Below are 24114 nucleotides of genomic sequence, written 5' to 3' on the forward strand. Positions count from 1 at the left end.
CAGTCACTTACTTTTGTAAGCTCCTGGGGATTCACAGATTTGCCGCCTCGATGCAACTCGAATAGTTTTGTGTAAAGAGGAACTGGATATCTGCAGAATTAAAACGGAAACGCGATTAGCTCAACGTCGCTGGACGTGACTTTTACCATTGAGCCTTCGGTATGCCATGCGCCTAATACCACGCGGAAAGCGGGTTGCTCATTGGCCGTGAGTTCGTGGACAGCCGGACGGTGTGTATGTCCGTGAATTAACCACTGGACCTGATGTTTTTCCATCTCGTTAATCACGGCCTGCGGATTCACATCCATGATTTCCAGCGATTTACTGCTGTTGGCGGCTTTACTGTTGGCGCGCATTTTTGCGGCAATGCGCTGGCGAACAAACAGGGGCAGGGCGAGAAACAGCTTCTGTAGCCAGGGTTGATGTACTTTGGCGCGAAACGCCTGATAGCCTGCGTCGTCGGTGCATAAGGTGTCGCCATGCATGATCAGCACCTTGCGGCCATACAGGTCGAGCACTTTTTCTTCGGGAAGCAAGGTCATGCCGCTCGCACGGGCAAAACGTTTGCCGAGCAGAAAATCACGGTTGCCGTGAATAAAAAAGCAGGGGACGCCGGAATCAGTCAGTGATTTTATCGCTGCGGCCATTTCATGATGCAGCGGATTCGGGTCGTCATCGCCAATCCAGGCTTCAAACAGGTCGCCGAGAATGTATAGCGCATCGGCCTTTCGCGCATCTCCGGCTAAAAAACGCAGAAAACCGGCGGTGATCGCCGGTTCTTCTGTGCAGAGATGAAGATCTGCAATAAACAGTGTCGCCACGATTACTCGCTGACGGTCACGTTTTCGATGATAACGTCTTCTTTTGGCACATCCTGGTGCATACCGCTGCGACCGGTGGAAACGCCTTTGATTTTATCAACCACGTCCATGCCTTCAACAACTTCAGCGAACACGCAGTAACCCCAACCCTGCATGCTTTCGCCGGAGAAGTTCAGGAAGTCGTTGTCAGCAACGTTGATGAAGAACTGTGCGGTTGCGGAGTGCGGAGCCTGAGTACGCGCCATTGCCAGCGTACCACGGGTGTTTTTCAGACCGTTGTTCGCTTCGTTTTTGATCGCTTCTTTCGTGGCTTTTTGCTTCATGCCTGGCTCGAAACCGCCGCCCTGGATCATGAAACCGTTAATAACACGGTGGAAAATGGTGTTGTTGTAAAAACCTTCGCGGCAGTAGTCCAGGAAGTTTTTAACTGTTTCAGGCGCTTTATCATCAAACGTTTTGATTACGATATCGCCGTGATTAGTGTGGAAAGTAACCATTTTTGCATCCTGTTCCGATAGATTGGTGCTTCGACCCCGTCAGGGGTCAGAGTTAGGGGTGTGTTATAGCATAACCGTAAGCTGTGATCACCTCGCAAAGTGTGCTGCTTCCGGTCTAAATTATGGGTATTATACAGACTTTACTATCCACACACGTCTACACGGAATCTTCGATGTTAAAAATCTTTAATACACTGACGCGCCAAAAAGAGGAATTCAAACCTATTCATGCTGGGGAAGTCGGCATGTACGTGTGTGGTATTACCGTTTACGATCTCTGTCATATTGGCCACGGACGTACCTTTGTTTCTTTCGACGTCGTCGCGCGCTACCTGCGCTTCCTCGGCTATAAGCTGAAGTATGTACGCAACATTACCGATATTGATGACAAAATCATCAAGCGCGCGAATGAAAACGGTGAAAGCTTTGTCGCGTTGGTCGACAGAATGATCGCGGAAATGCATAGCGATTTCGATGCGCTGAATATCCTGCGCCCGGATCTGGAGCCGCGCGCTACGCACCATATCGCTGAAATTATCGAAATCACTGAGCAGCTGATTGCCAAAGGTCACGCTTACGTTGCTGATAACGGCGACGTGATGTTCGACGTGCCGACTGACCCGAACTACGGTCAGCTGTCACGCCAGGATCTGGATCAGCTGCAGGCGGGTGCTCGCGTTGACGTGGTTGATGTGAAGCGTAACCCGATGGACTTCGTGCTGTGGAAAATGTCCAAAGAAGGCGAGCCGAGCTGGCCGTCTCCATGGGGCGCAGGTCGTCCGGGCTGGCACATCGAATGTTCGGCGATGAACTGCAAACAACTTGGTAACCATTTCGATATTCACGGCGGCGGTTCGGACCTGATGTTCCCGCATCATGAAAACGAAATCGCGCAGTCCACCTGTGCGCATGACGGTGAGTACGTTAATTACTGGATGCACTCCGGGATGGTGATGGTTGACCGCGAGAAAATGTCTAAATCGCTGGGCAACTTCTTTACCGTGCGCGATGTGCTGAAATACTACGACGCCGAAACCATTCGCTACTTCCTGATGTCGGGTCACTATCGTAGCCAGCTCAACTACAGCGAAGAGAACCTGAAACAGGCGCGTTCTGCGCTGGAGCGTCTGTACACTGCACTGCGCGGTACCGACAAATCCGTTGCCCCTGCGGGTGGCGAGGCCTTTGAAGCACGTTTCATTGAAGCGATGGACGATGACTTCAACACGCCGGAAGCTTACTCCGTGCTGTTTGATATGGCGCGTGAAGTTAACCGCCTGAAGGGTGAAGATATGGCGGCGGCTAACGGTATGGCTGCGCATCTGCGCAAGCTCTCCTGCGTGCTGGGACTGCTGGAACAGGATCCGGAAGCGTTCCTGCAAAGCGGGGCGCAGGCGGATGACGGTGAAGTTGCTGAAATTGAAGCGTTAATCCAACAGCGCTTAGATGCGCGTAAAGCGAAAGACTGGGCGGCAGCTGATGCCGCGCGTGACCGTCTCAATGAGATGGGCATCGTGCTGGAAGACGGCCCGCAGGGCACCACCTGGCGTCGTAAGTAACGCTCTATATTGCCGGATGGCGGCTTACGCCTTATCCGGCCTACGATGGAATGATCGGTAGGCCTGATAAGCGTAGCGCCATCAGGCACTATTAATGACGTTTGTACCACCACAGCACACCCATCATCATAACGGCCGGCAGCCATACCCACATCAACTCTGAAGTTATTACCTGATGCCCATACGGTGTGGCGTAGCGTGATAGCGCAAACGGGGCGACTTTAATCACCTGCCACGGTGCAAAGAAGCGTTCATCCGACCATGGCCACAGCCAGCCGACGCCTTTGCCGCCTGTCGTAACGGAATCCAGCAGACTGTGTGACAGCAGTGAAACCGTCAGGAATAGCCAGCAGCGAATCAATCCCGCCTTAAACCATCGTCGGCCAATCAACACGCAGAGCAGCGGTACCACGAAGGCGAACAGCAGTGAGTGGGTAAATCCCCGGTGGCCAAACACATTGCCATAGGCGACACCGAACTTAAATGACAACACATCGGCATCTGGCAGCATAGCCAGAACGACGCCAGCAAACAGTAATCGTGGGGGGATGACTTTAAGTCCGAGACCTAACCCTAAACAGAGCGGAACGGCTGCATGGGTAACAATAGTGGGCATGATGATCGCTTCGTGTGGAAAAACAACATGCTAACAGTTCACTGTGAAGCGGGGATGAAGTCATTATCTGAAAACGAGAGGGAGAAGTGGCCGGATACGGTGTTTACCTCATCCGGCACTTAGGGTCACGCCACGACGCTAATGCTGTGACCTTCAAAGCTCACGGTCTGTCCGGCAACGATTTTGCATCGTTTACGCGTTTCAACAACGCCATCGACCTTCACCAACCCTTCGCCAATAGCAATTTTTGCCTGGGCGCCGCTTTCGCTCCAACCTTCCAGCTTCAGCAGATCGCAGAGTTCAACATGCGGGTGTTTACCCAGTGAAAATGTGGCCATCTTAAACGTCCTTTACATCATGATATTCAACACACGCCTGCAGCGTGTTTTCGATAAGTGTGGCGACCGTCATTGGGCCTACGCCGCCGGGGACCGGCGTGATATATGACGCGCGTGCGGCAGCATCTTCAAAGACCACATCGCCAACAACCTTACCATTCTCCAGACGGTTGATGCCGACATCAATCACAATCGCACCTTCTTTAATCCACTCGCCAGGAATAAAGCCCGGTTTACCGACGGCAACAATTAGCAGGTCAGCATGCTCAACGTGGCGACGCAGATCTTTGGTGAAGCGATGGGTGACGGTGGTGGTGCAGCCAGCCAGCAGCAGTTCCATGCTCATTGGGCGACCGACGATGTTTGAAGCGCCAATGACGACCGCATTAAGGCCGTAGGTGTCGATGTTGTAACGCTCAAGCAGAGTCACAATACCGCGCGGGGTACAAGGACGCAGGCGCGGCGCACGCTGGCACAGGCGACCGACGTTATACGGATGAAAACCGTCAACGTCTTTATCCGGTGCAATACGCTCCAGCACTTTAACGTTGTCGATACCGGCAGGTAACGGCAGTTGTACCAGAATACCGTCGATGGTGGTATCTGCATTGAGCGTATCGATCAGCTCAAGAAGCTCCGCCTCGCTGGTGGTTTCGGGCAGGTCATAGGAGCGGGAGACGAACCCCACTTCGTCGCAGGCTTTGCGTTTACTCGCGACGTAAATTTGCGAAGCCGGATTGCTGCCTACCAGCACAACAGCCAGGCCTGGGGCGCGTAATCCAGCCGCTAAACGCGCCTGAACTTTTTGAGCAACCTCAGAGCGCACCTGCTGCGCAATCGTTTTACCGTCAATAATCTTTGCTGCCATCAGAGAGAGGATTCCGTCTGTTACGTTAAATCGAAGGGGATGCCACTATTTTGTCAGAAGCGGGACGTGCTGTCAGTTTTCGTTTGCGTTTTTATGTGCGCCAGGCCGTCACGGGCTGCAAATGGTGTCAGCACAAAGGCTGAAGCCTTACGAATAAATAGTAAGCATGCTAATTAAAATTAACGTGAATGAAACATCTCATCACCCTGGGTTCTTTATGGGTAATGCTTCATAAACCAGACTGTTACGTACTATTACGGCGGCATTTAGGTAATATTAACCAAGACTTTTCTTAGATCCCATTAAGAATTAGCCAGGGCTATTAAAAGGATTTGCAGGTATTTTTCATTAATTGAAATGTTTAATTTATCGCTGTGACGAATAGTCATATTCGCGAAGGATAATTAGTAAATCAAATACTCAGGAGAGTCGGGGTAAAAGGTTAGCTAATTCTCTTGCGATATATATCTTTACAGGATGCAGAGATAATTAGCCTGACATTTAATGTCGATAATGAAAACGGATCCCGCAGGATGCTGGAGCCGGATGTGTGTAATTCAAGGGAAATCCATGAAACGTAAATTAATGACCTCTTCTGTTATTGCCAGCCTGATGTTAGTCGCAGGTGCTGCGGTTGCAGCCGATCCGGTAAGTGTGAGCGGCGGTACTGTGCATTTTGAAGGTGAACTGGTCAATGCAGCCTGTGCAGTCAGTACTCAGTCATCCGATCAGGTTGTCACCTTAGGCCAGTATCGTACTGCCAGTTTTGCCGCAGTAGGTGATACAACGGCACAAATTCCGTTCTCCATCGTGCTGAACGATTGTGATCCGAAAGTTGCTGCAACCGCAGCCGTTGCTTTCTCTGGTCAGGCAGATGCCACCAACTCGGCTCTGTTGGCTGTTTCTTCAGGGAATAACACCACTACTGCTGGCGGTGTAGGTATCGAAATTCTGGACAACACGTCCACCGCGCTGAAGCCGGATGGAGCCACCTTCTCTACCGCTCAGGCGCTGGTAGAAGGAACCAACACCCTGCGTTTCTCTGCGCGTTACAAAGCCACTGCCACCAGCGCTACGCCGGGTCAGGCAAATGCCGACGCGACGTTCATCATGAAGTACGAATAAGCCGTTTTGATTTGCGCAAGGATGACGTTCGCCTCACTGGATGAGGCAATTTCCGGGGATGATGAAGGATGCGGCAGATGATAGGGAAAGGCGTGGCGCTGGCGGGAATGCTGTGCGTACTGCCTGTGTTTGCACATACGGTAATACTGGAAAGTGGCCGCCTTCACTTACGGGGGCAGCTCGTCAATGGTGCCTGCACGGTCGCTACTGACAGCCAAAATTTGCGGGTGCAAATGGGGCAGTATCGCACCAATGCTTTCTCCGGGACGGGGAGCTTTGCCTCTACCAGCGTGCCGTTTTCACTGCGCTTAACGTCATGCAGCTCCGATGTTTATGACCACGTTGGGATTGCGTTTGCAGGCGTGACGCCAGCGGAAGATCCGCAGGTTTTCCTTGCCAGTGGAGATGCGTCTGCGGCTTCGGGGATCGGCCTGGCGTTATTTGACCAGCGCCAACGGCAAATTATTCCGAATGCGCTGCCGCTTCATTATGCGCCGATTATAACGCAAGAGATGACGTTTCATTTCACTGCTCGTTATCGGGCTGTCTCGGAAAATATAACGCCGGGAACGCTTCGTTCAGACGTGTGGTTTACGTTGGTTTATCCCTGATTTATTTCCCAACGATAATCACACCAAAGGTATTTGTAGCTATGTTTAATTATCTAAAATCAGGTTTTATCCTTTTACTATTCTTATTTCCTGTTGCCAGTGTTCAGGCTGCCGGAGGCATTGCATTAGGCGCTACCCGTGTTATTTATCCAGCCGATGCCAAACAAACGTCACTGTCTATTAGCAATAGTGATACCAAAGAACGTTACCTGGTCAATTCATGGATTGAGAATAGCGCAGGTGTTAAAGAAACATCGTTTGTGGTTACGCCTCCGTTGTTTGTCAGCGAGCCCAAAAGCGAAAACACGTTGCGTATTATCTATGCAGGTGTTCCGTTGCCCAAAGATCGTGAGTCGCTGTTCTGGATGAACGTAAAAGCCATTCCGTCAGTCAATAAAAACAGCCTTGAGGGCAAAAACGTTCTGCAATTGGCGATTCTGTCCCGCATCAAGCTTTTTGTCCGTCCGAATAATTTGCCGCAAATTCCGGAAGATGCGCCCGGGATGCTGAAATTCTCCCGTTCCGGCAACCACCTGAAAATTAACAATCCGTCAGCGTATTACGTCACGTTGGTCAATCTCAACGTGGGGAAAACGAAGGTCGATAACGTGATGGTTGCACCGAAAAGCGATGCGCAGGTTCTGTTGCCAACAGGCGTGCAGGGCAACGTTACGTTCCAGACGGTCAATGATTATGGCGCTGTGACCCCGGCCCAAACGGTTAGCGTGCGTTGAGATAACGATGAATAAGACAACGTATTTTCCTGGCCTGTTTCCGGGGGTTACGCCACCGCTGGTGGGGGTGGCGTTGTCCACGCTGGCGGCGCTCTTTCCCTCTTTAAGCCATGGTGAAAGCTATTTTAATCCGGCCTTTTTATCTGCGGATACGGCAACCGTGGCGGATTTATCACGTTTTGAAAAAGGTAATCACCAGCCTGAAGGTGTTTATCGCGTGGATATCTGGCGCAACGATGAGTTTGTGGCTACTCAGGATATTCGCTTTACGACCAGCGCGGGAAAAGCCGGGGAGAAGTCCGGTGGGCTGATGCCGTGCTTTGGGCTCGACTGGGTGAAGCGCCTTGGTGTCAATATCGCCGCGTTTCCGGCACTCAATAAGGATGCGAACGATACCTGCATCAATCTACCTGAGGCGATTCCAGGCAGCGAGATTGCGTTTGATTTTTCTACCCTGCGACTAAACGTCAGCCTGCCGCAGGCGTCGATGTTAAACAGCGCGCGTGGCTATATTCCACCGGAAGAGTGGGATGAAGGCATCCCGGCCGCGCTGGTTAACTACAGTTTCACCGGCAGTCGCGGGAGTGATACGGACAGCTATTTCTTAAGTATGCTCAGTGGCCTGAACTATGGCCCCTGGCGCTTGAGAAATAACGGCGCATGGAGCTATTCCAAAGGTGACGGATATCACTCACAAAGCTGGAAAAACATCGGCACATGGCTTCAGCGCGCGATTATCCCGCTGAAGGGCGAGCTGGTGATGGGTGACAGCAACACCGGCAACGACGTTTTTGACAGCGTCGGATTTCGCGGGGCGCGGCTCTATTCCTCAGACAGTATGTATCCCGATAGCTTACAGGGTTACGCGCCTACCGTTCGCGGTATTGCGCGAACAGCGGCAAAGCTAACCATTCGTCAGAATGGCTATGTGATTTATCAAAGCTATGTTTCACCGGGCGCTTTCTCGATAACCGATCTCAACCCGACGTCATCCAGCGGTGACCTTGAGGTGACGGTGGACGAAAAGGACGGCAGCCAACAGCGCTATACGGTGCCGTACTCCACGGTTCCCTTGTTACAACGAGAAGGGCGTTTCAAATATGACGTGGTCGCAGGGGATTTTCGCAGCGGCAATAGCCAACAATCTTCTCCATTCTTTTTCCAGGGAACATTAATTGCTGGGTTACCAGAAGGCTACACCGCTTACGGCGGTACGCAGTTGGCCTCCCGCTACACGGCGGTAGTTTTAGGCACCGGCCGAAACCTGGGGGACTGGGGGGCGGTTTCTGTCGATCTGACCCATGCCCGCAGCCAACTGGCGGATGACAGTACGCATCAGGGGCAGTCATTGCGTTTTCTATATGCGAAATCGCTGAACAATTTTGGCACCAACTTTCAGTTGTTGGGATATCGCTACTCTACGCGTGGTTTCTATACCCTCGACGATGTGGCGTATCGCAGTATGGAAGGCTATGAGTACGAATACGACAGCGAGGGCAATCGCCACGATGTGCCCGATGTGAAGAGTTACCACAACCTGAGCTACAGCAAAAAGGGCCGTTTCCAGATAAACATTTCGCAGAATCTGGGGGATTACGGATCGCTGTATGTCTCGGGTAGTCAGCAAACGTACTGGAATACCTCAGACACCAATACCTGGTATCAACTGGGCTATGCCAGCGGCTGGCAAGGTATTAGCTATTCACTCTCCTGGTCGTGGAATGAATCGGTTGGCATCTCCGACACCGACCGTATTGTCGCGTTCAATATGTCAATACCGTTCAGCCTGCTGAGCGGACGGCGCTACTCGCGAGATAGCGCCTTCGATCGCACCTACGCCACCTTTAATGCTAACCGTAATAGCAATGGACAAAACAGCTGGCAGAGCGGGATCGGCGGTACGTTGCTGGATGGACGCAACCTGAGCTACAGCGTGAATCAGGGGCACAGCAGCACCAATGGCTACAGCGGAAACGCCAGCGCCAACTGGCAGGCGGCCTATGGCACGCTGGGCGTGGGATACAACTACGATCGCGATCAGCATGACTACAACTGGCAACTCTCTGGCGGCGTGGTGGGGCATGCGGATGGCATTACGCTCAGTCAGCCTCTGGGTGATACCAACGTGCTGATTAAAGCGCCTGGCGCACAGGGTGTGCGGATAGAAAACCAGACCGGCGTTCAAACCGACTGGCGTGGATACGCGGTGATGCCGTATGCCACCGTCTATCGCTATAACCGCGTCGCGTTAGACACCAATTCCATGAACAACAATACCGATGTGGAAAATAACGTCAGCAGCGTAGTACCAACGCAAGGGGCGCTGGTGCGAGCGGCGTTTGATACACGAATCGGTGTGCGGGCGCTGATTACCGCCAAATATGCCGGTAAACCCGTGCCGTTTGGCTCTATTGTGCGGGAAAACGCCAGCGGCGTGACCAGTATGGTGGGCGAAGACGGGCAAATTTATCTCAGTGGTCTGCCGCTAAAAGGCGAGTTGCTGATCCAATGGGGGGAAGGCGCAAACGCTCGCTGCGTGGCGCGCTATGCCTTGCCTGAGGAGAGTCTGAAACAGGCGGTGACGCTCACGAACGTGACGTGCGAATCTCCAACGGCACGACAGGAATAATACGATGAAAAGACAAACGGGTTTGTTACTGGGAAGCGCCTTACTGCTGATGGCCCATTCGTCATGGGCGACGGTCTGCCATAACTCGAATGGCACGCCAACGGATGTTTTTTACGATCTGTCGAATGTCTTTAACAGCAGCAACAACCAGCCGGGACAGGTGGTAACGTTACCGGAAAAATCGGGCTGGATTGGCGTGAATGCCACCTGTCCGGCCGGAACGACGGTTGATTACACCTACCGAAGTTATGTCACTGAACTTCCTGTTCAAAGTACCGAGGGCGGTTTTCAGTACCTGAAGCTCAATGACTACCTGCTGGGAGCCATGAGCATCACCGACAGCTATGCCGGGCTGTTTTATCCCCCGCGTAGCTATATCCGTATGGGGACTCACCCCAACGTACCTAAGCAGCAGCCTTTTGGCGTAATGGATTCAAAGCTGGTGTTTAAACTCAAAGTGATCCGCTCGTTTATTAACATGGTTCCGATTCCGCGTCAGACGATGTTCAGCGTCTATGTCACGACCAGTACCGGAGATGCACTAAGCACGCCGGTGTACACCATCAGCTACAGCGGTAAGGTGGAGGTTCCACAAAACTGTGAAGTGAACGCCGGGCAGATTGTTGAGTTTGATTTTGGCGATATTGGCGCATCGTTGTTTAGCAAGGCGGGGGCAGGAAACCGGCCCGAAGGCATTAATCCGCAGACCAAAACCGTGGCGATAAAATGCACCAACGTCGCCGCACAGGCCTACTTGACCATGCGTGTAGAGGCTGAGAAAGCCACCGGACAAATGATGGTTTCTGACAACCCGGATTTAGGTTTTATCGTCGCCGATAGCAGTGGTAACCCGCTGACGCCTAACAATTTGTCCAGCAATATCCCATTTCAATTGGATGATAACGCCGCAGCCAGGGTCGGTATTCGGGCATGGCCGGTCAGCGTGACGGGGAATAAACCTACCGAAGGGCCTTTTACGGCTCGTGGCTATCTGCGAGTGGATTATGACTAACAAGCAAACACCATTCGCAGGGGCGCTTCTGGCGATGGTGTCCCTGCTAACATTCAGTTCGTTGGGCCATGCCGCCTCGTCGCTGGGGGAAATCAATATTGAGCTGCGTGGCAACGTGGTGGACTTTACCTGTGCGGTGATTGCCAGCGACAGCAATAAGTCGGTGGAGTTGGGGACCTGGCCGACAAAGCAGCTTCAGACCAGCGGAGATACCACTCAACCGGTCGCGTTTACGCTGAAGCTTGAAGGTTGCCCGCCGGGATCCGCGTCGATAACGTTTTCCGGTACTCCGGCTCCGGGCACGACGCTGTTGGCGCTTGATGATGCGGTCATGGCGCAAAAGGTGGCGATTGAACTGCACGACAGCGATCGTACGCGATTACCGCTCGAACAGGCGAGCCAGGCCGTGGGGATTGATGAGAACGGCAATGCCACGCTGACCTTTTTCGCCAACTATATCGCGTTAGCCGATGGAGTTCAGCCTGGCGTCGCCAGGGCTGATGCCACGTTTATGATTAACTATAACTAATCAATAAGCTGACAAAACGCTCCCGAACGACATCTCGCCGGGAGTGTTATTACATTAACTCATGCATTTTTGCATAATCGATCAGCTCAACGATGGTGTGCAACCCGAGCTTGGAGTAGATATTCGCCTTGTGAGCGCTAATCGTTTTATTGCTGAGTAACAACTGTTCAGCAATTTCCTTATTGGACAGACCGTTTGCCAGATAACGCAAAACCGTAACCTCGCGGTTAGAGAGCGGCATGTCATTCAGCACACCTTTTTGTGCGTTTATATTGTTAATGAAATTAAGGGTATCCGACGGGAAAAAAGAATATCCCGATAAAATCATTTTTACTGCATTGTAGATATCATTGAGATCCTTTCGTTTACTGACAAAACCATTTGCACCGGCCCGGATAGCACGCCCGGCATAAAAAGACTCCGATTTAGAAGAGAGAAACAGCACCCGAGTTTTCTCCTGCAGAGACTTTATTCTCTTGAGTAATGTAAATCCATCCGAACCAGGTAGTTCAATATCCAGGATGACAAGATCGACCGGGTATGTGCGCAGGTGTTCTATTGCCGTACGGCTGTCGTCGGTTTTCAATACTACCTGAATATTACTGTTTTTCTCGAGTAGTACTTCTATCGACATTCTGACAATAGGGTGTTCGTCCATAATGATAACGGATGCTGGTTTCATTGTTGTATGCCTCAAACTGTTTGCGTATCTTGCGAATTTGATAAAACATCAGGCGTTATAATATTGTCAAATAGCCAAGAATTGTTCTGCGGGAAAACCGAATAAATATTATTTCATCCTTGTTTATTCGGTTGTTCTTCTGCAGAACAATGAATTTGTGGAAAATCCATTTCACACCGGGAAAACTAACAATTAATCAGGAAACTGTGGGGATTATACCTGCTCTGTTCTTTCGGAAAAGACTTACAACATCCCGGTTGTTAATGTCAGTTAGGATATTCTGAAAGATCCAGATGTGTTAATGACTATTGGTAGTATTTATCTGCAGTTCGAATTATGGCAGATTGAAAATTTTTTTTAAATAGTAAAAACGATACAATAAACCAATTGTTTAGGTTTTGTTAAGACTGCAATTAGGCTTTTTTATATTGAAATGCACAGAATCAGTAAGGTTAAGTGTGACAGTGGCACCAGGCATAATACCAGGAATAGTTGTAAATATTAAATATTTGTAAAAATTAGATCTTTTTTCTTATTCAAGAATAAGTAGTTTCCTAAAAAATCTTATCGCACATAGGGTTATGGTGTTAAATTAAATGAAGAGAGGTAACGTTGAGGCGGTGTATCAGATGCAAAAAGCGTTGTCTGCTGGGTAACCCCAGGCGCGTAATCAATTGGTTCAGGCGATAGATGATACGGTGGTAAGGTTGTGTTTGTAACAATGCAATCTTTTTTAAGGAGTTACCTTGTAAAAGTAAGGCAATCATCTCCCAATCGAGCTGATTTATGCGTCTGGAATGAATATAGTCAGGAACCGGCGATAATAAGGCGTGACGCACCTCCGGAAGGCGTAAATTGCGTGATAGGATATAAAATGGACCGGATAGTGAAATAAAGGTAGTCAGGTCTTCATCACGACTTGAAAGCATTATGAAGATCTGGATGTCATTACGCTGCTTAATTAGCTGGCGCAAACGTTCAAGTATATCGAAATAGGGGAGTGTTAAGCTTTCTATGTCAATCACTAACTGGCTAATTACTGGTTCTTGCATGCTGGGTAAGGCCGACTCAACGCTCTGGAAGACCGCCGTACGTGTGCCTGAGAATAAATGTCGACTTAACGCGTAGGCCAGGTAGTAGTCTGTTGTAATTATCGCCTGAGATATAGTGTCGTCCGGTAATGTGTATTCGAGTTTTTGCGCCAGATACTCGAGCCGGTCAAATACTTGTGAGGTACAGTGGGGATATTGCCAGGTACAGTTAGTGTTTCGTATGCGGCGATAGCGGTCCCGGCGTTTTGCGCTGTGCATCCTTTTCCATTCCATTTCTGTTGCGGCAGGTCTGGATAAATTGCTGACTATAAACATCCCTGACCCAAATTTTTGCCAGCGTAAAGGTCAATGTCCTTGTGCCGTTGGGTTTCAGTACTTCAACAATCATCAGACTGGCAATTGCGTATCCCATCAGAATAATCTGCCGGAAGTTTTCTGATGTCTTACTCAATGCCCAAAAGATCGTTTTATCCAGTTCAACCTCTCTCTGATATTAGATAAAATATTACCGGGTGTGTCTTTCTGTTACCCCGGAAATAGTATGGCTGGATTATTCTGGCAGGCAGAGGATAGGTACAGTAGGAGTCGATACTTAATCGAGGATGAGATATTTCTCAATAAAAATTAGGCAGAGATACCCCGTCTAATTTTGTAGAAAATTCAGATGGGCGCGGATGTATCTTAAGAATTGCTGATCGTTTTTCACATGCAGCTTTTTCATTATGCCGCGGCGGGTCGCTTTGGCCTGAAGATCGCTTATTGAGAGTAAGTGAGCCGTTTCGGCTAAGGTATATCCGCTGGCGAGAAACATTAAGAACTTGCGTTCGTCGACAGAAAAGTTGCGGGTAGTGCAGTAATGGCAGATAGTTGCAGGCACGTTGCTGCGCAGCGCACGTTTTTGCAGGATGGGGACTAATTTTTTAGTCATTTCCTCAACGTCATCTTCTCGATAGATCAGCGGCAACATGTACAGGCAGGGCCGGAACATCAGCTTATCTTTATCATTTCTGTTGCAGATGACAACCCGGTGTTGGCGGCGGGTATGGATCGGAATCTGATAGCAATCGGCGCTGAGCCAATCTTCATCCAGGGAGATAAACGCGATGTCAGCGCGATCGATATTCTCGACAGGTAAAAAGCAGATCTCCTGATGCCACTGATTTGCCAGATGGGAGATGATGATTTTCAGTCCATGTTCGAAGTGACTGTTTTCTTCCTTGATGGCGATACTTAACATTAAAGAGTTCCTGAACCACTGGAGGGGTAAGGGAATGTTAAGCAAAATCATAAATATTCTAAATACATGTATCCTTAAATCTGGCGTTTCGTGGGCTGAGTTGTTACCAGGTGATTTCCTGGATACCCTTGAACAAGCAGAAAAAATCAACATTCGTACACTTCGCCAGCAACTGAAATAAAAGGCATTGACTCAGCAGACGCTGACCGTATAATTCACGCGTTTCATCTGCATGAAGTAATCACTTCGCAATGCGCCCTTAGCTCAGTTGGATAGAGCAACGGCCTTCTAAGCCGTAGGTCGTAGGTTCGAATCCTACAGGGCGTACCATTCAAAGTTAGTCCCTATGCTCAGCTTCAACGCACCGTTACGCGCGGGACGGTTTTTCTGCTTCCAGCCAATGTTCTAACTCATAAAGACTTTGTTGGATCTCCTCTCTGAGTGAAAAATCACCCAACGGCTGCTGTTCAAGTGCTGCACACATCGTGCTGGCTGAGCGCATTCCCATGCTGGCGCAGCTGCTTTTGAGCTGATGTGCCAGACGTTTTATCTGCTCGCGCTCATTTAAATCTCGCGCCGTGTCAATTTCATCTAATAAAGGAAGGGTGTGTTGCTTAAAGAGCGCTAACCATTCGTGCACCTTTTGCCATCCCATGACCTGGATATCCCCAGCCAGTTGCTGAAAATCTAACCGTTTGTTGTCATTGTCTGATGCAAGCGGGAGAGACTCGTTGGCGTGCAGATAATGCGTAATAAGTCGACTGAGTTCATCCCGGGGAACCGGTTTTTGAATAATGCCGAGAAACAGGGTACTGGTTCTTTGGTTTAGCGTTTCGTCGATGACGTGTGCGCTAAAGCCGATCAGGTTAAGTGCCGGATAGTCGTGGGCTAACTGCTGCGCCAGCGTGATCCCGTCGATATCAGGAAGATCGAAATCAACCAGAGCAGCATTAAAGCTGGCATCTTCCCGCAACAGGCTTAACGCCTCCTCGGCACAGTCGACAGCGGTGACCTGTGCGCCATTGAGAGTGAGCATTTCTGTGCTGATGCGCTGCGTAAGAGGATTATCCTCGATAAGCAATAAGCGTAAGCCCTGTAACGATATGGAGCGTTGTGCGGGTTTAATGACGGGCATCGTGGTTGCCCGCAATGGCAGACGCAGCTGAAAACAACTCCCGACGCCGGGTGTGCTGGTAACGCTTAGTTCTCCCTGCATTGCCTTGGCGAGACTGGCGCTGATGGTGAGTCCGAGCCCGGTTCCTCCGCGTTTACCGCTTACCTGAACGAACGGCTGAAAAATATCGTGCTGACGGGCAGGGTCAATTCCGCATCCTGTATCCTCAACCTCAACATACCAGTCCTGATCTTCACGCCGACTACGCAGGATAATGTGTCCTCGATCGGTAAAGCGTAGTGCGTTGTTTAATAAGTTAGTAATGATTTGCCGGATACGGCGCGGATCGCCACGCAGGGAAGCGGGAACGTCATCGGCAAAATCCGCAACCAGCACGACCGGGCGACCGCTAACGCGGCTGTTCATGAGTTGAAGCGTACTTTCCAGCAAGGGTTTGGGTTCAAAAGGCTCATCGCCTATCGCCACATTCTTTCCACCGGCTTCGATGGCGGAATAGTCGAGGATATCGTTGAGGATGGTCAGCAGAGACTCGCCCGAGTCGGTGATTGCGCGTAGATTTTCCCGATGCTGTGCCAGGGCGGGATTGTCTGAGAGCAACTGTGCAGTGCCGAGGATACCATACAACGGAGTGCGTATTTCATGACTCATGGCGGCAAGAAACGCCGATTTTGCCTGGTTAGCTTTTTCAGCTTCTGCACGGGCCTGCCGGTGTTCAGATACCATAGAATGCAGCTCGGCGGTGCGAGCTTTAACCTGTGCGGCCAGATGTTTGCGATGGTTATTGAGGGCGTGAACGCTACTGCGAAAGGCATCCATCAACCGCCCGATGGTATCCAGCTCGCGAACGCCTGCGGTTTCCGGAAAGGGGGAGTCAATATCCCCCTCAAGTAGACGCTGCAACGCCTGGGTTTGCTGTGCCAGTGGGCGTGTGACTGAGCGATAAACCACACGCCAAAGTATAAGAATCAGCAAACATAATGACACGCCACCTAACAGCAGCAGCAAGTGTTGCCCGCGCTGGCTGGCCTGTTTGAGATGCGCGAGTCCGCTTTGATTGCGTTGGCCGATGATTTCCACCAACTGGCTGACTTCGCTACTGAAACGGGTAAATTGTTCGATATTATTCTGCGATAAGATCTGCAATTGGGTCGTGATGTCATTATCCTGGCGATACAGGGACAGCAGCTCAATATAACGGCTAATCGTATTGACGGTGTCGGCCACCTGAGTGCGCACCACCGGATCTTCAATACGTATTTGTCGGCGGTGAAGCACTCTGACGGCGGCATTCAACTGAGTTTCCAGCGCAGCCAGGTTATTCTGCGCCTGGTTATTCCCCAGATTCATCACCATTTGCTGCACGCGTAGCGCGCTCAGGCGCAGCTCATTCATCTGGTTATAATATTCCAGATCGATATCGATGAGCCTGTCCAACGCGTGTTCAGCCGCTTGCCCCTGATGACTCTCAATTAAATCATAAATGCTTGCCTGCGTGGCGCCCGCCGAAGTAGCTGCATTGCTGGCCTGGCCGCGCGCCATTTCGGCAACGTCAGCGGTGGCCTCAATAATTTTCTGGCTAAGTTGTTGCTGTTGAGCGCGTAATTTCAGGCGTTCGCCAACCATCTCCCCCTGATGGCTTAACGACTGGGCGATCTCTTTTTCCTGTTGTTCAATGGCCGAGGTATCAAAGCCTTGTTCACGAAGAGTTTTGAGTAATGTGGTTATTTTCAGACTCTGGGCGGTTAGCATTCTCCCCTGAGCCAGCCACATATTTTCATTGTCTGCAGTGGTTAGATTTTGTGCTGAAAACAGTTCCCAGGCACTGGCCTCGCTGAGCTGGCGTGCCATATCCATGGTTGGAATTAGCGCCTGGGTATTGGCCTGCTCAACCTGGCTGACAAAACGCAGGTTATACCAGCCTGTCAGCGTACTGATAAGAGTCAGTGCCGCCATCAGCGCAAAGCCTATCCACAGTCGTTTGGTCAGAGATAAATTCACTGTCTGGTCGCCACAGATTAAAAAGGTTGAGTCCAAAAGAGGAAAGCAACTAGGATAAAGCCTTATCAATGTTGAGGCTATCATGCGCGTATTGGTTTTCCTGCTTATCACACTTTTTCTCGGCTTAAGTCACGCGGCCGGGGCCGCACTGCTGCGCTGGCAGGATACGCAGCAGGCAGTACCGGAATCGCACGTGGCCGTGACCGCAAGCCGAGTGTGGAAACTGTGCGCGTTGTATCCCAGTCTGAAAGATTCCTATTGGCTCTCCGTGAATTACGGCATGCTTGAGGCGGCAAAAAAATATGGAGTAAGCCTGAAGGTGTTTGAGGCGGGAGGGTATCGTCAGTTCACCACGCAAAAAACACAAATCGCCCAGTGCCAGCAGTGGGGAGCGGATGCCATTTTATTGGGCAGCAGCACAACGACTTTTCCGGATTTGCAGGCGCAGGTTGGTACGTTGCCGGTCATTGAGGTAGTGAATGCGATACACGATCCGACGGTGAAAGCCCGGGTTGGAGTTCCATGGTTCCAGATGGGTTACCAGCCAGGTCGCTATCTGGTTAAGTGGAGCGCGGGAAAACCGTTAAAGGTTTTATTATTGCCCGGACCTGATGACGCCGGAGGCAGCCGCGAAATGGTGGCAGGATTCCGTCAGGCGATTGCCGGTAGTCAGGTGCACATCGTGGATGTGGCGTTGGGGGATAATGATATTGAAGTTCAGCGCAACCTGTTACAAGAAATGCTTGAACGTCACCCGGATGTCGATGTGGTTGCCGGTACAGCAATTGCAGCGGAAGCAGCGATGGGAGAGAAGCGGAATCAGGGGACGCCGCTAACCGTGGTCTCTTTTTACCTGTCGCATCAGGTGTACCGCGGACTTAAACGCGAAAGAATCATTATGGCTGCCAGCGATCAAATGGTCTGGCAAGGTGAACTGGCGATTCAACAGGCTATCAGAGTATTACAAGGGCAACCGGTGCCGGAAAATATCAGTCCGCCGATCCTGGTGCTCACCCCGAAAAATGTCGACAGCCAGCATGTTCAGCGCTCACTTTCTCCTGGCGGGTTCCGTCCGGTTTATCTGTATCAGTACACGTCGGCCGCTAAAAAATAACCTTCGCCGTGCTGCGTCACCAGTAAATCAGCCCGTAGCTTATGGCGCAAACGGCGGATCAATACATCCACGGTGCGTAAGTCTGGATTGTCTACCCGTCGTGCCGAAAGCATACGCAGTAAACGTTCGCGGCTGAGAATTTCCCCCGGATTGGTGACAAAGGCGACCAGCATTTCATACTCGGCGCGGGTGAGTTTGATCGTCTCATCGCCCAGCTCCAGGGTATGCCGGGAGACATTCAGACAGTATCCGGCAAACTGATAGCAGTTATCTTTGGTCTCCGGCTGTGCCTGGCGGGCAAGATCGATACGCCAGAGCAAATTTTTAACCCGAACCACCAGTTCACGTAGCTCCAGCGGCTTGGTGACATAATCATCAGCACCCATTTCCAGGCCAACGATCCGGTCAATTTGATCGCTACGACCCGTCACCAGAATGATCCCTACCGTTGAGCGTTCGCGCAGGGCACGGGTCAGCATTAAGCCATTTTCGTCCGGGAGGTTGATATCCAACAGAATAAGATCGACAGGATGTTGTGACATGATTTCACGTAGGCCTGTAGCGCTGGCGGTGACCGAGACGTGGTAACCCTCCTGTTCAAAGTATGCCTGTAACCTCGCCTGGGTGACGGGTTCATCTTCAACAATTACAATGTGATGCGACATCCTGATGGCGTGCTCTTTCTGTTCATATCTGTTCACATTTTGCCGTAAGTCATTCATCCTGACCAGTGTTGCTGTTCACATTTGAGAAATAAGATCCTCTGTAACTAAACCATAAGATTACAGGGGCTATTATGCGGAAACTATGGAGGGCGCTGCTCAGACCGAGCGCACGTTGGTCAGTGTTGGCGCTGGTCGTTATCGGGATTGTGGTCGGTATTGCGCTGATCGTCTTGCCGCACGTTGGTATTAAATTAACCAGTTCTACCGAGTTTTGCGTGAGCTGCCACAGTATGCAGCCGGTTTACGAAGAATATAAACAGTCTGCGCATTTTCAGAATGCCTCCGGGGTACGCGCAGAATGTCATGACTGCCACATTCCATCCGATATTCCAGGCATGGTGAAACGTAAGCTGGAGGCCAGCAACGATATTTACCAAACCTTTGTTGCCCACTCTATTGATACTCCAGAGAAATTCGAAGCCAAACGCGCTGAGCTGGCGGAGCGCGAATGGGCGCGAATGAAGGAGAACAACTCCGCGACCTGTCGTTCTTGTCATGACTATGATGCGATGGACCACGCTAAACAGCATCCTGAAGCTGCGCGCCAGATGAAGATTGCGGCCAAGGACAACCAATCCTGTATCGACTGCCATAAAGGTATTGCGCATCAGCTTCCCGATATGAGTAGCGGTTTCCGTAAGCAGTTTGATCAGTTACGCGCCAATGCAAACGACGATGGCGAGACGCTCTATTCTCTGGACATCAAACCTATTTATGCCGCCAAAGGTGATAAAGAACCTGCAGGCTCACTGCTGCCCGCTTCTGAAGTGAAAGTGTTAAAGCGTGACGGTGACTGGCTGCAAATTGAAATTGTGGGCTGGACCGAGAGTAATGGGCGTCAGCGCGTGTTGGCGCAATTGCCGGGCAAGCGCATTTTTGTGGCTTCCATTCGTGGCGACATCCAGCAGCACGTGAAGACGCTGGAGCAAACCACCGTTGCGGAAACGAATACGCCATGGAGTAAATTGCAGGCCACCGCCTGGATGCAGAAGGGCGATATGGTCAACGACATCAAACCTATCTGGGCTTATGCCGACTCGCTCTATAACGGAACCTGTAACCAATGCCACGGCGCGCCAGAGAAAGAACACTTTGATGCTAACGGTTGGATTGGCACGTTGAACGGCATGATTGGCTTTACCAGTCTGGATAAACGTGAAGAACGTACCTTACTGAAATATTTGCAGATGAATGCCTCTGACACTACGGATAAGCCGCATGGCGATAAGGGAGAAAGCAATGAAAAATAACGATCTCTTTCAGGCATCTCGCCGACGTTTTCTAATGCAGCTGGGGGGCTTGACCGTAGCTGGTATGTTAGGGCCTTCGCTGCTCACGCCGCGTAGCGCCAACGCCGCAGAAGTCCAGGGCACTGGCGTCAAAGAGGGGATTCTGACCGGTTCTCACTGGGGGGCTATCCGTGCCACCGTGGTTGATGGTCGTTTTATTGAGGCCAAACCGTTTGAGCATGATAAATACCCGTCAAAAATGATCGCCGGACTCCCGGATCACGTACACGGTGGAGCGCGTATTCGCTACCCGATGGTCCGCGTGGACTGGTTGCGTAAGCGCCATCAGAGCGATACCAATCAGCGCGGAGATAACCGCTTTGTACGCGTTTCGTGGGATGAAGCGCTGGACTTCTTCTACCAGGAGCTGGAACGCATTCAGAAGACCTATGGTCCGAGCGCGCTGCTGACTGCCAGCGGCTGGCAATCGACCGGGATGTTCCACAATGCTTCCGGGATGCTGGCACGTGCCATTGCGCTGCATGGCAACAGCGTGAGTACCGGGGGAGACTATTCCACCGGCGCCGCTCAGGTCATTCTGCCGCGCGTGGTAGGGTCAATGGAGGTATATGAGCAGCAGACCTCCTGGCCGTTGGTACTAGAAAACAGCAAAACCATTGTGCTGTGGGGTTCCGATCTCATCAAAAACCAGCAGGCGAACTGGTGGTGTCCGGATCATGATGTCTACGAATACTACGAGCAACTGAAGGATAAAGTGGCGCGGGGTGAGATTTCGGTCATCAGCGTTGACCCGGTCGTCACCTCAACGCATGACTATCTGGGCCGCGACAAGGTTAAGCACATCGCCGTGAACCCGCAGGCTGATGTGCCGCTACAGCTGGCGTTGGCACACACGCTGTATACCGAGAAGCTCTACGATAAGCATTTCCTCGATAACTACTGCGTTGGGTTTGAGCAATTTCTGCCTTATCTGCTGGGCGAAAGTGACGGACAGCCTAAAGATGCCCAGTGGGCGGAAAAAATCTGCGGAATTGATGCAGATACGATTCGTGAACTGGCGCGGCAGATGGCGGGCGGCAGAACGCAAATTATTGCCGGCTGGTGCGTGCAGCGTATGCAGCATGGGGAACAGTGGGCGTGGATGATCGTGGTGCTGGCCTCGATGCTCGGACAAATCGGTTTACCCGGCGGCGGCTTTGGCTTTGGCTGGCATTACAACGGTGCGGGCACCCCGGGGCGTAAAGGGATTATCCTGAGCGGTTTTTCTGGCTCCACCACCGTGCCTCCTGTGCATGACAGCACCGATTATAAGGGCTACAGCAGTACTATTCCGATCGCGCGTTTTATCGATGCGATTCTGGAGCCGGGCAAAAACATTAACTGGAACGGCAAAACCGTTAAGTTACCGCCGCTGAAGATGTGCGTTTTTGCCGGGACCAACCCTTTCCATCGTCACCAGCAGATTAATCGCATTATTGAGGGATGGCGTAAGCTGGAAACCGTCATCGCCATCGATAATCAGTGGACGTCGACCTGTCGATTCGCCGACATCGTATTGCCGGCGACGACCCAGTTTGAACGTAACGATCTTGACCAATATGGCAACCACTCCAACCGCGGAATTATCGCCATGAAGCAGTTGGTGCAGCCGCAGTTTGAAGCGCGTAATGATTTCGATATTTTCCGCGATCTTTGCCGCCGCTTTAACCGTGAAGAAGCGTTCACTGAAGGGCTGGATGAGATAGGCTGGTTGAAGCGCATCTGGCAGGAAGGAAGCCAGCAAGGGAAGGGACGCGGCGTTCATCTTCCGGCCTTCGACGTTTTCTGGAATCAGCAAGAGTACGTTGAATTCGAACATCCGCAGATGTTTGTTCGTCATCAGGCCTTCCGTGAAGATCCCGACCTTGAACCGCTGGGCACGCCGAGCGGTTTGATCGAGATATATTCGAAAACCATTGCCGATATGCAATATGACGATTGCCAGGGGCATCCGATGTGGTTTGAGAAAATCGAACGCTCACACGGAGGACCCGGATCGCAGCGTTGGCCGCTACATTTGCAATCCGTGCACCCGGATTTCCGTCTGCATTCACAGCTCTGCGAGTCCGAAGCGCTGCGTAAGCATTATGCGGTAAGTGGCAAAGAGCCGGTGTTTATCAACCCGCAGGATGCCAGCGTCAGGGGGATCCGCAACGGCGATATAGTTCGTGTATTTAACGCGCGTGGACAAGTGCTGGCCGGGGCGGTTGTCTCCGATCTCTACTCGCCGGGCGTGGCGCGCATCCATGAAGGTGCCTGGTACGATCCTGATAACGGTGGAGAAATCGGAGCGCTGTGTAAATACGGCAATCCGAACGTGTTAACGATAGATATCGGCACGTCTCAGCTGGCGCAGGCGACCAGCGCCCATACTACGCTGGTGGAAATTGAGAAGTATACCGGCAAGGTGGATAACGTGACGGCGTTCAGTGGCCCGATAAAAATGGTGGCGCAGTGTGAATATGTCCCGGCTGAGCAGGTGACGTCATGACGAAACACTTTTCCCTGACAACAGAACAAATGGCCTGCGTGTACGCCTGGCTGGCGCAGTTGTTTTCCCGGGAGCGTGACGATGAAAGCCTGGCGCTTTTACAGTCCAGCGAAATGGCTGAGTGGTTCGCGGTGCTCAAAGGTGAGCCGCTGCTTGAGGCGCAGGTCCTTTTGCTGGAGGAAAAAATTGCTGCGCTGAAGGCGCGTGAAGACGCTACTCTGGAACTGGCAGCTGATTTTTGCAGCCTGTTCCTGATGTCGGATAAACACGCGGCGTTACCCTATGCGTCGGCTCATCTTGAAGGAGGGCCAAACTATGGGGTCATTAAACAACTATTATCTGATGCGGGCATGCAGGTAAGCGATACGTTTAGCGAGTCAGCCGATCATCTGGCGATTTTTATCGAACTGCTGAGCCATCTGCATTTTTCCCTGGCAGAGGCAGGACCGCGTCATCAGCAGGTTGATGCGTTGCGCAGAGAAACGCTGGCAGGGCTGTTACGCTGGTTACCGGAGTTCACCACTAAATGCTGTCGGTATGATGACTTTGGTTTTTACGGCGCGCTAAGTCAGCTGTTGCTGGCATTGGTCAGGCTGGATAATCAGCGCTGAGAGCAGCACATCCGGAGGTAATGAATCTGTTGCCTCCGTCGTATTGCTACGTTCACCTTATGTTTTTCACCTCTCTGAAACGATACTGCCTGTGAACGTGTTAAGGGTACTATCGCCGTACCCTTAACAATCCCGGCTCCCGGCGGGAAAATTGTTGCTGCGCAATACCCTCCGCTTATTCCTTCAGGCTACCGGGCCGGGCGCGAGGCAACATCCCTGTAAAACGCGCCCTGAACCCGCATCCCTGCGGGTTCTCCCGGCCTTACGGAAACACGTCGGCAATTTTCAGCCGGACCAGTCCACACTTGACCTCTTGCGCTTTTATTTGAAAATCGCTGAACAGCAAAACAGATTTAACTGGAAATCAGGGCGTTGAAGCGATGACCTCGTTATGGCTGTTCCACTCTCAGTTATTTCCATGGTCATTCATCTTCGTGAACT

The 24114-nt window shown here is 51.3% G+C and carries 21 protein-coding genes and 1 tRNA gene; 12 read left to right on the plus strand and 10 right to left on the minus strand.

What is annotated here, in order from left to right:
- Window positions 1–98: 98 nt before the first annotated feature.
- The gene (gene lpxH, locus WC1_RS17960) at window positions 99–821 is read right to left on the minus strand and encodes a UDP-2,3-diacylglucosamine diphosphatase (RefSeq protein ID WP_016149730.1); all 723 of its coding nucleotides are present in this window, start codon (window positions 819–821) and stop codon (window positions 99–101) included.
- A gap of 2 nt (window positions 822–823) precedes the next feature.
- Window positions 824–1318: a peptidylprolyl isomerase B gene (gene ppiB / locus WC1_RS17955; RefSeq protein WP_003021875.1), complete on the minus strand. Its 495-nt coding sequence runs from the start codon at window positions 1316–1318 to the stop codon at window positions 824–826.
- A 173-nt stretch (window positions 1319–1491) separates the two neighbouring features.
- Between ppiB and cysS the strand changes: the two genes are divergently transcribed.
- Window positions 1492–2877, plus strand: a complete 1386-nt coding sequence (gene cysS / locus WC1_RS17950) for a cysteine--tRNA ligase (RefSeq protein ID WP_016149731.1) — start codon at window positions 1492–1494, stop codon at window positions 2875–2877.
- Window positions 2878–2968: 91 nt separating this feature from the next.
- Here the strand turns inward: cysS and WC1_RS17945 are convergent, their stop codons facing one another.
- The 3 genes from WC1_RS17945 to folD form a co-directional block, all read right to left on the minus strand.
- Window positions 2969–3493 (minus strand): metal-dependent hydrolase, encoded by a 525-nt coding sequence (locus WC1_RS17945; RefSeq protein WP_003835753.1) that lies wholly within the window; start codon window positions 3491–3493, stop codon window positions 2969–2971.
- 125 nt (window positions 3494–3618) lie between these two features.
- A complete protein-coding gene (gene ybcJ / locus WC1_RS17940; protein ID WP_003021885.1) occupies window positions 3619–3831 on the minus strand; it encodes a ribosome-associated protein YbcJ in 213 nt (70 codons plus the stop codon).
- Between the two features lies 1 nt (window position 3832).
- Window positions 3833–4699, minus strand: coding sequence for a bifunctional methylenetetrahydrofolate dehydrogenase/methenyltetrahydrofolate cyclohydrolase FolD (gene folD, locus WC1_RS17935; protein WP_003021887.1), 867 nt, complete (start codon window positions 4697–4699; stop codon window positions 3833–3835).
- 570 nt (window positions 4700–5269) lie between these two features.
- Between folD and fimA the strand changes: the two genes are divergently transcribed.
- The 6 genes from fimA (at window position 5270) to sfmF (ending at window position 11339) form a co-directional block, all read left to right on the plus strand.
- On the plus strand, window positions 5270–5824 hold the full coding sequence (fimA, locus tag WC1_RS17930) for a type 1 fimbrial major subunit FimA (RefSeq protein ID WP_032947919.1): 555 nt from the start codon (window positions 5270–5272) through the stop codon (window positions 5822–5824).
- Window positions 5825–5901: 77 nt separating this feature from the next.
- Window positions 5902–6435: a type 1 fimbrial protein subunit FimI gene (gene fimI / locus WC1_RS17925; RefSeq protein ID WP_003847496.1), complete on the plus strand. Its 534-nt coding sequence runs from the start codon at window positions 5902–5904 to the stop codon at window positions 6433–6435.
- A 41-nt stretch (window positions 6436–6476) separates the two neighbouring features.
- Window positions 6477–7169 (plus strand): type 1 fimbria chaperone FimC, encoded by a 693-nt coding sequence (gene fimC / locus WC1_RS17920; protein ID WP_016149733.1) that lies wholly within the window; start codon window positions 6477–6479, stop codon window positions 7167–7169.
- A 7-nt stretch (window positions 7170–7176) separates the two neighbouring features.
- Entirely contained in the window at window positions 7177–9798 is a 2622-nt protein-coding gene (locus WC1_RS17915; RefSeq protein WP_016149734.1) for a fimbrial biogenesis usher protein, read from the plus strand.
- 4 nt (window positions 9799–9802) lie between these two features.
- Window positions 9803–10810, plus strand: coding sequence for a type 1 fimbria D-mannose specific adhesin FimH (gene fimH, locus WC1_RS17910; RefSeq protein ID WP_016149735.1), 1008 nt, complete (start codon window positions 9803–9805; stop codon window positions 10808–10810).
- Window positions 10811–10844: 34 nt separating this feature from the next.
- On the plus strand, window positions 10845–11339 hold the full coding sequence (gene sfmF / locus WC1_RS17905) for a fimbria assembly protein (protein ID WP_086503791.1): 495 nt from the start codon (window positions 10845–10847) through the stop codon (window positions 11337–11339).
- A 49-nt stretch (window positions 11340–11388) separates the two neighbouring features.
- Here sfmF and fimZ read toward each other — a convergent pair whose 3' ends face one another.
- From fimZ to fimW, 3 genes are all read right to left on the minus strand, one after another.
- Window positions 11389–12021, minus strand: a complete 633-nt coding sequence (gene fimZ, locus WC1_RS17900; RefSeq protein WP_003021902.1) for a fimbria biosynthesis transcriptional regulator FimZ — start codon at window positions 12019–12021, stop codon at window positions 11389–11391.
- 587 nt (window positions 12022–12608) lie between these two features.
- Window positions 12609–13331 (minus strand): fimbria biosynthesis regulator FimY, encoded by a 723-nt coding sequence (locus tag WC1_RS17895; protein WP_003021904.1) that lies wholly within the window; start codon window positions 13329–13331, stop codon window positions 12609–12611.
- Between the two features lie 385 nt (window positions 13332–13716).
- A complete protein-coding gene (gene fimW / locus WC1_RS17890; RefSeq protein WP_016149736.1) occupies window positions 13717–14310 on the minus strand; it encodes a fimbria biosynthesis transcriptional regulator FimW in 594 nt (197 codons plus the stop codon).
- A 253-nt stretch (window positions 14311–14563) separates the two neighbouring features.
- Here fimW and WC1_RS17885 point away from each other — a divergent pair.
- Window positions 14564–14640 (plus strand) — tRNA-Arg (locus WC1_RS17885).
- A 37-nt stretch (window positions 14641–14677) separates the two neighbouring features.
- On the opposite strand, the gene torS is transcribed toward WC1_RS17885, so the two are convergent.
- Window positions 14678–17443, minus strand: a complete 2766-nt coding sequence (gene torS / locus WC1_RS17880; protein ID WP_071599117.1) for a TMAO reductase system sensor histidine kinase/response regulator TorS — start codon at window positions 17441–17443, stop codon at window positions 14678–14680.
- Between the two features lie 82 nt (window positions 17444–17525).
- On the opposite strand from torS, the gene torT reads away from it, so the two are divergent.
- The gene (gene torT / locus WC1_RS17875; RefSeq protein ID WP_016149738.1) at window positions 17526–18557 is read left to right on the plus strand and encodes a TMAO reductase system periplasmic protein TorT; all 1032 of its coding nucleotides are present in this window, start codon (window positions 17526–17528) and stop codon (window positions 18555–18557) included.
- On the opposite strand, the gene torR is transcribed toward torT, so the two are convergent.
- Window positions 18530–19222 carry a two-component system response regulator TorR gene (gene torR, locus WC1_RS17870; protein ID WP_003021912.1) on the minus strand — a complete coding sequence of 231 codons (693 nt, stop codon included), beginning with the start codon at window positions 19220–19222 and terminating at the stop codon, window positions 18530–18532. The genes torT and torR overlap by 28 nt on opposite strands.
- Window positions 19223–19353: 131 nt before the next feature.
- On the opposite strand from torR, the gene torC reads away from it, so the two are divergent.
- The 3 genes from torC to torD are packed head-to-tail and all read left to right on the plus strand — an operon-like array spanning window position 19354 to window position 23673.
- Window positions 19354–20532: a pentaheme c-type cytochrome TorC gene (gene torC / locus WC1_RS17865; protein ID WP_003021915.1), complete on the plus strand. Its 1179-nt coding sequence runs from the start codon at window positions 19354–19356 to the stop codon at window positions 20530–20532.
- Window positions 20522–23062 (plus strand): trimethylamine-N-oxide reductase TorA, encoded by a 2541-nt coding sequence (gene torA, locus WC1_RS17860; protein WP_016149739.1) that lies wholly within the window; start codon window positions 20522–20524, stop codon window positions 23060–23062. Before torC ends, torA begins: the two co-directional genes overlap by 11 nt.
- Entirely contained in the window at window positions 23059–23673 is a 615-nt protein-coding gene (gene torD, locus WC1_RS17855; RefSeq protein ID WP_016149740.1) for a molecular chaperone TorD, read from the plus strand. Before torA ends, torD begins: the two co-directional genes overlap by 4 nt.
- Window positions 23674–24114 lie beyond the last annotated feature (441 nt).

Origin of the sequence: Citrobacter sp. KTE30 (assembly GCF_000398825.1) — a bacterium.
In the GTDB taxonomy this organism is placed as follows: domain Bacteria; phylum Pseudomonadota; class Gammaproteobacteria; order Enterobacterales; family Enterobacteriaceae; genus Citrobacter; species Citrobacter freundii.

Coding starts and splice junctions, on each gene's coding strand:
- ppiB (WP_003021875.1), bottom strand. CDS start 1,318: ATGGTTACTTTCCACACTAATCACGGCGATATCGTAATCAAAACGTTT.
- cysS (WP_016149731.1), top strand. CDS start 1,492: ATGTTAAAAATCTTTAATACACTGACGCGCCAAAAAGAGGAATTCAAA.
- WC1_RS17945 (WP_003835753.1), bottom strand. CDS start 3,493: ATGCCCACTATTGTTACCCATGCAGCCGTTCCGCTCTGTTTAGGGTTA.
- ybcJ (WP_003021885.1), bottom strand. CDS start 3,831: ATGGCCACATTTTCACTGGGTAAACACCCGCATGTTGAACTCTGCGAT.
- folD (WP_003021887.1), bottom strand. CDS start 4,699: ATGGCAGCAAAGATTATTGACGGTAAAACGATTGCGCAGCAGGTGCGC.
- fimA (WP_032947919.1), top strand. CDS start 5,270: ATGAAACGTAAATTAATGACCTCTTCTGTTATTGCCAGCCTGATGTTA.
- fimI (WP_003847496.1), top strand. CDS start 5,902: ATGATAGGGAAAGGCGTGGCGCTGGCGGGAATGCTGTGCGTACTGCCT.
- fimC (WP_016149733.1), top strand. CDS start 6,477: ATGTTTAATTATCTAAAATCAGGTTTTATCCTTTTACTATTCTTATTT.
- WC1_RS17915 (WP_016149734.1), top strand. CDS start 7,177: ATGAATAAGACAACGTATTTTCCTGGCCTGTTTCCGGGGGTTACGCCA.
- fimH (WP_016149735.1), top strand. CDS start 9,803: ATGAAAAGACAAACGGGTTTGTTACTGGGAAGCGCCTTACTGCTGATG.
- sfmF (WP_086503791.1), top strand. CDS start 10,845: ATGGTGTCCCTGCTAACATTCAGTTCGTTGGGCCATGCCGCCTCGTCG.
- fimZ (WP_003021902.1), bottom strand. CDS start 12,021: ATGAAACCAGCATCCGTTATCATTATGGACGAACACCCTATTGTCAGA.
- WC1_RS17895 (WP_003021904.1), bottom strand. CDS start 13,331: ATGCACAGCGCAAAACGCCGGGACCGCTATCGCCGCATACGAAACACT.
- fimW (WP_016149736.1), bottom strand. CDS start 14,310: ATGTTAAGTATCGCCATCAAGGAAGAAAACAGTCACTTCGAACATGGA.
- torT (WP_016149738.1), top strand. CDS start 17,526: ATGCGCGTATTGGTTTTCCTGCTTATCACACTTTTTCTCGGCTTAAGT.
- torR (WP_003021912.1), bottom strand. CDS start 19,222: ATGTCGCATCACATTGTAATTGTTGAAGATGAACCCGTCACCCAGGCG.
- torC (WP_003021915.1), top strand. CDS start 19,354: ATGCGGAAACTATGGAGGGCGCTGCTCAGACCGAGCGCACGTTGGTCA.
- torA (WP_016149739.1), top strand. CDS start 20,522: ATGAAAAATAACGATCTCTTTCAGGCATCTCGCCGACGTTTTCTAATG.
- torD (WP_016149740.1), top strand. CDS start 23,059: ATGACGAAACACTTTTCCCTGACAACAGAACAAATGGCCTGCGTGTAC.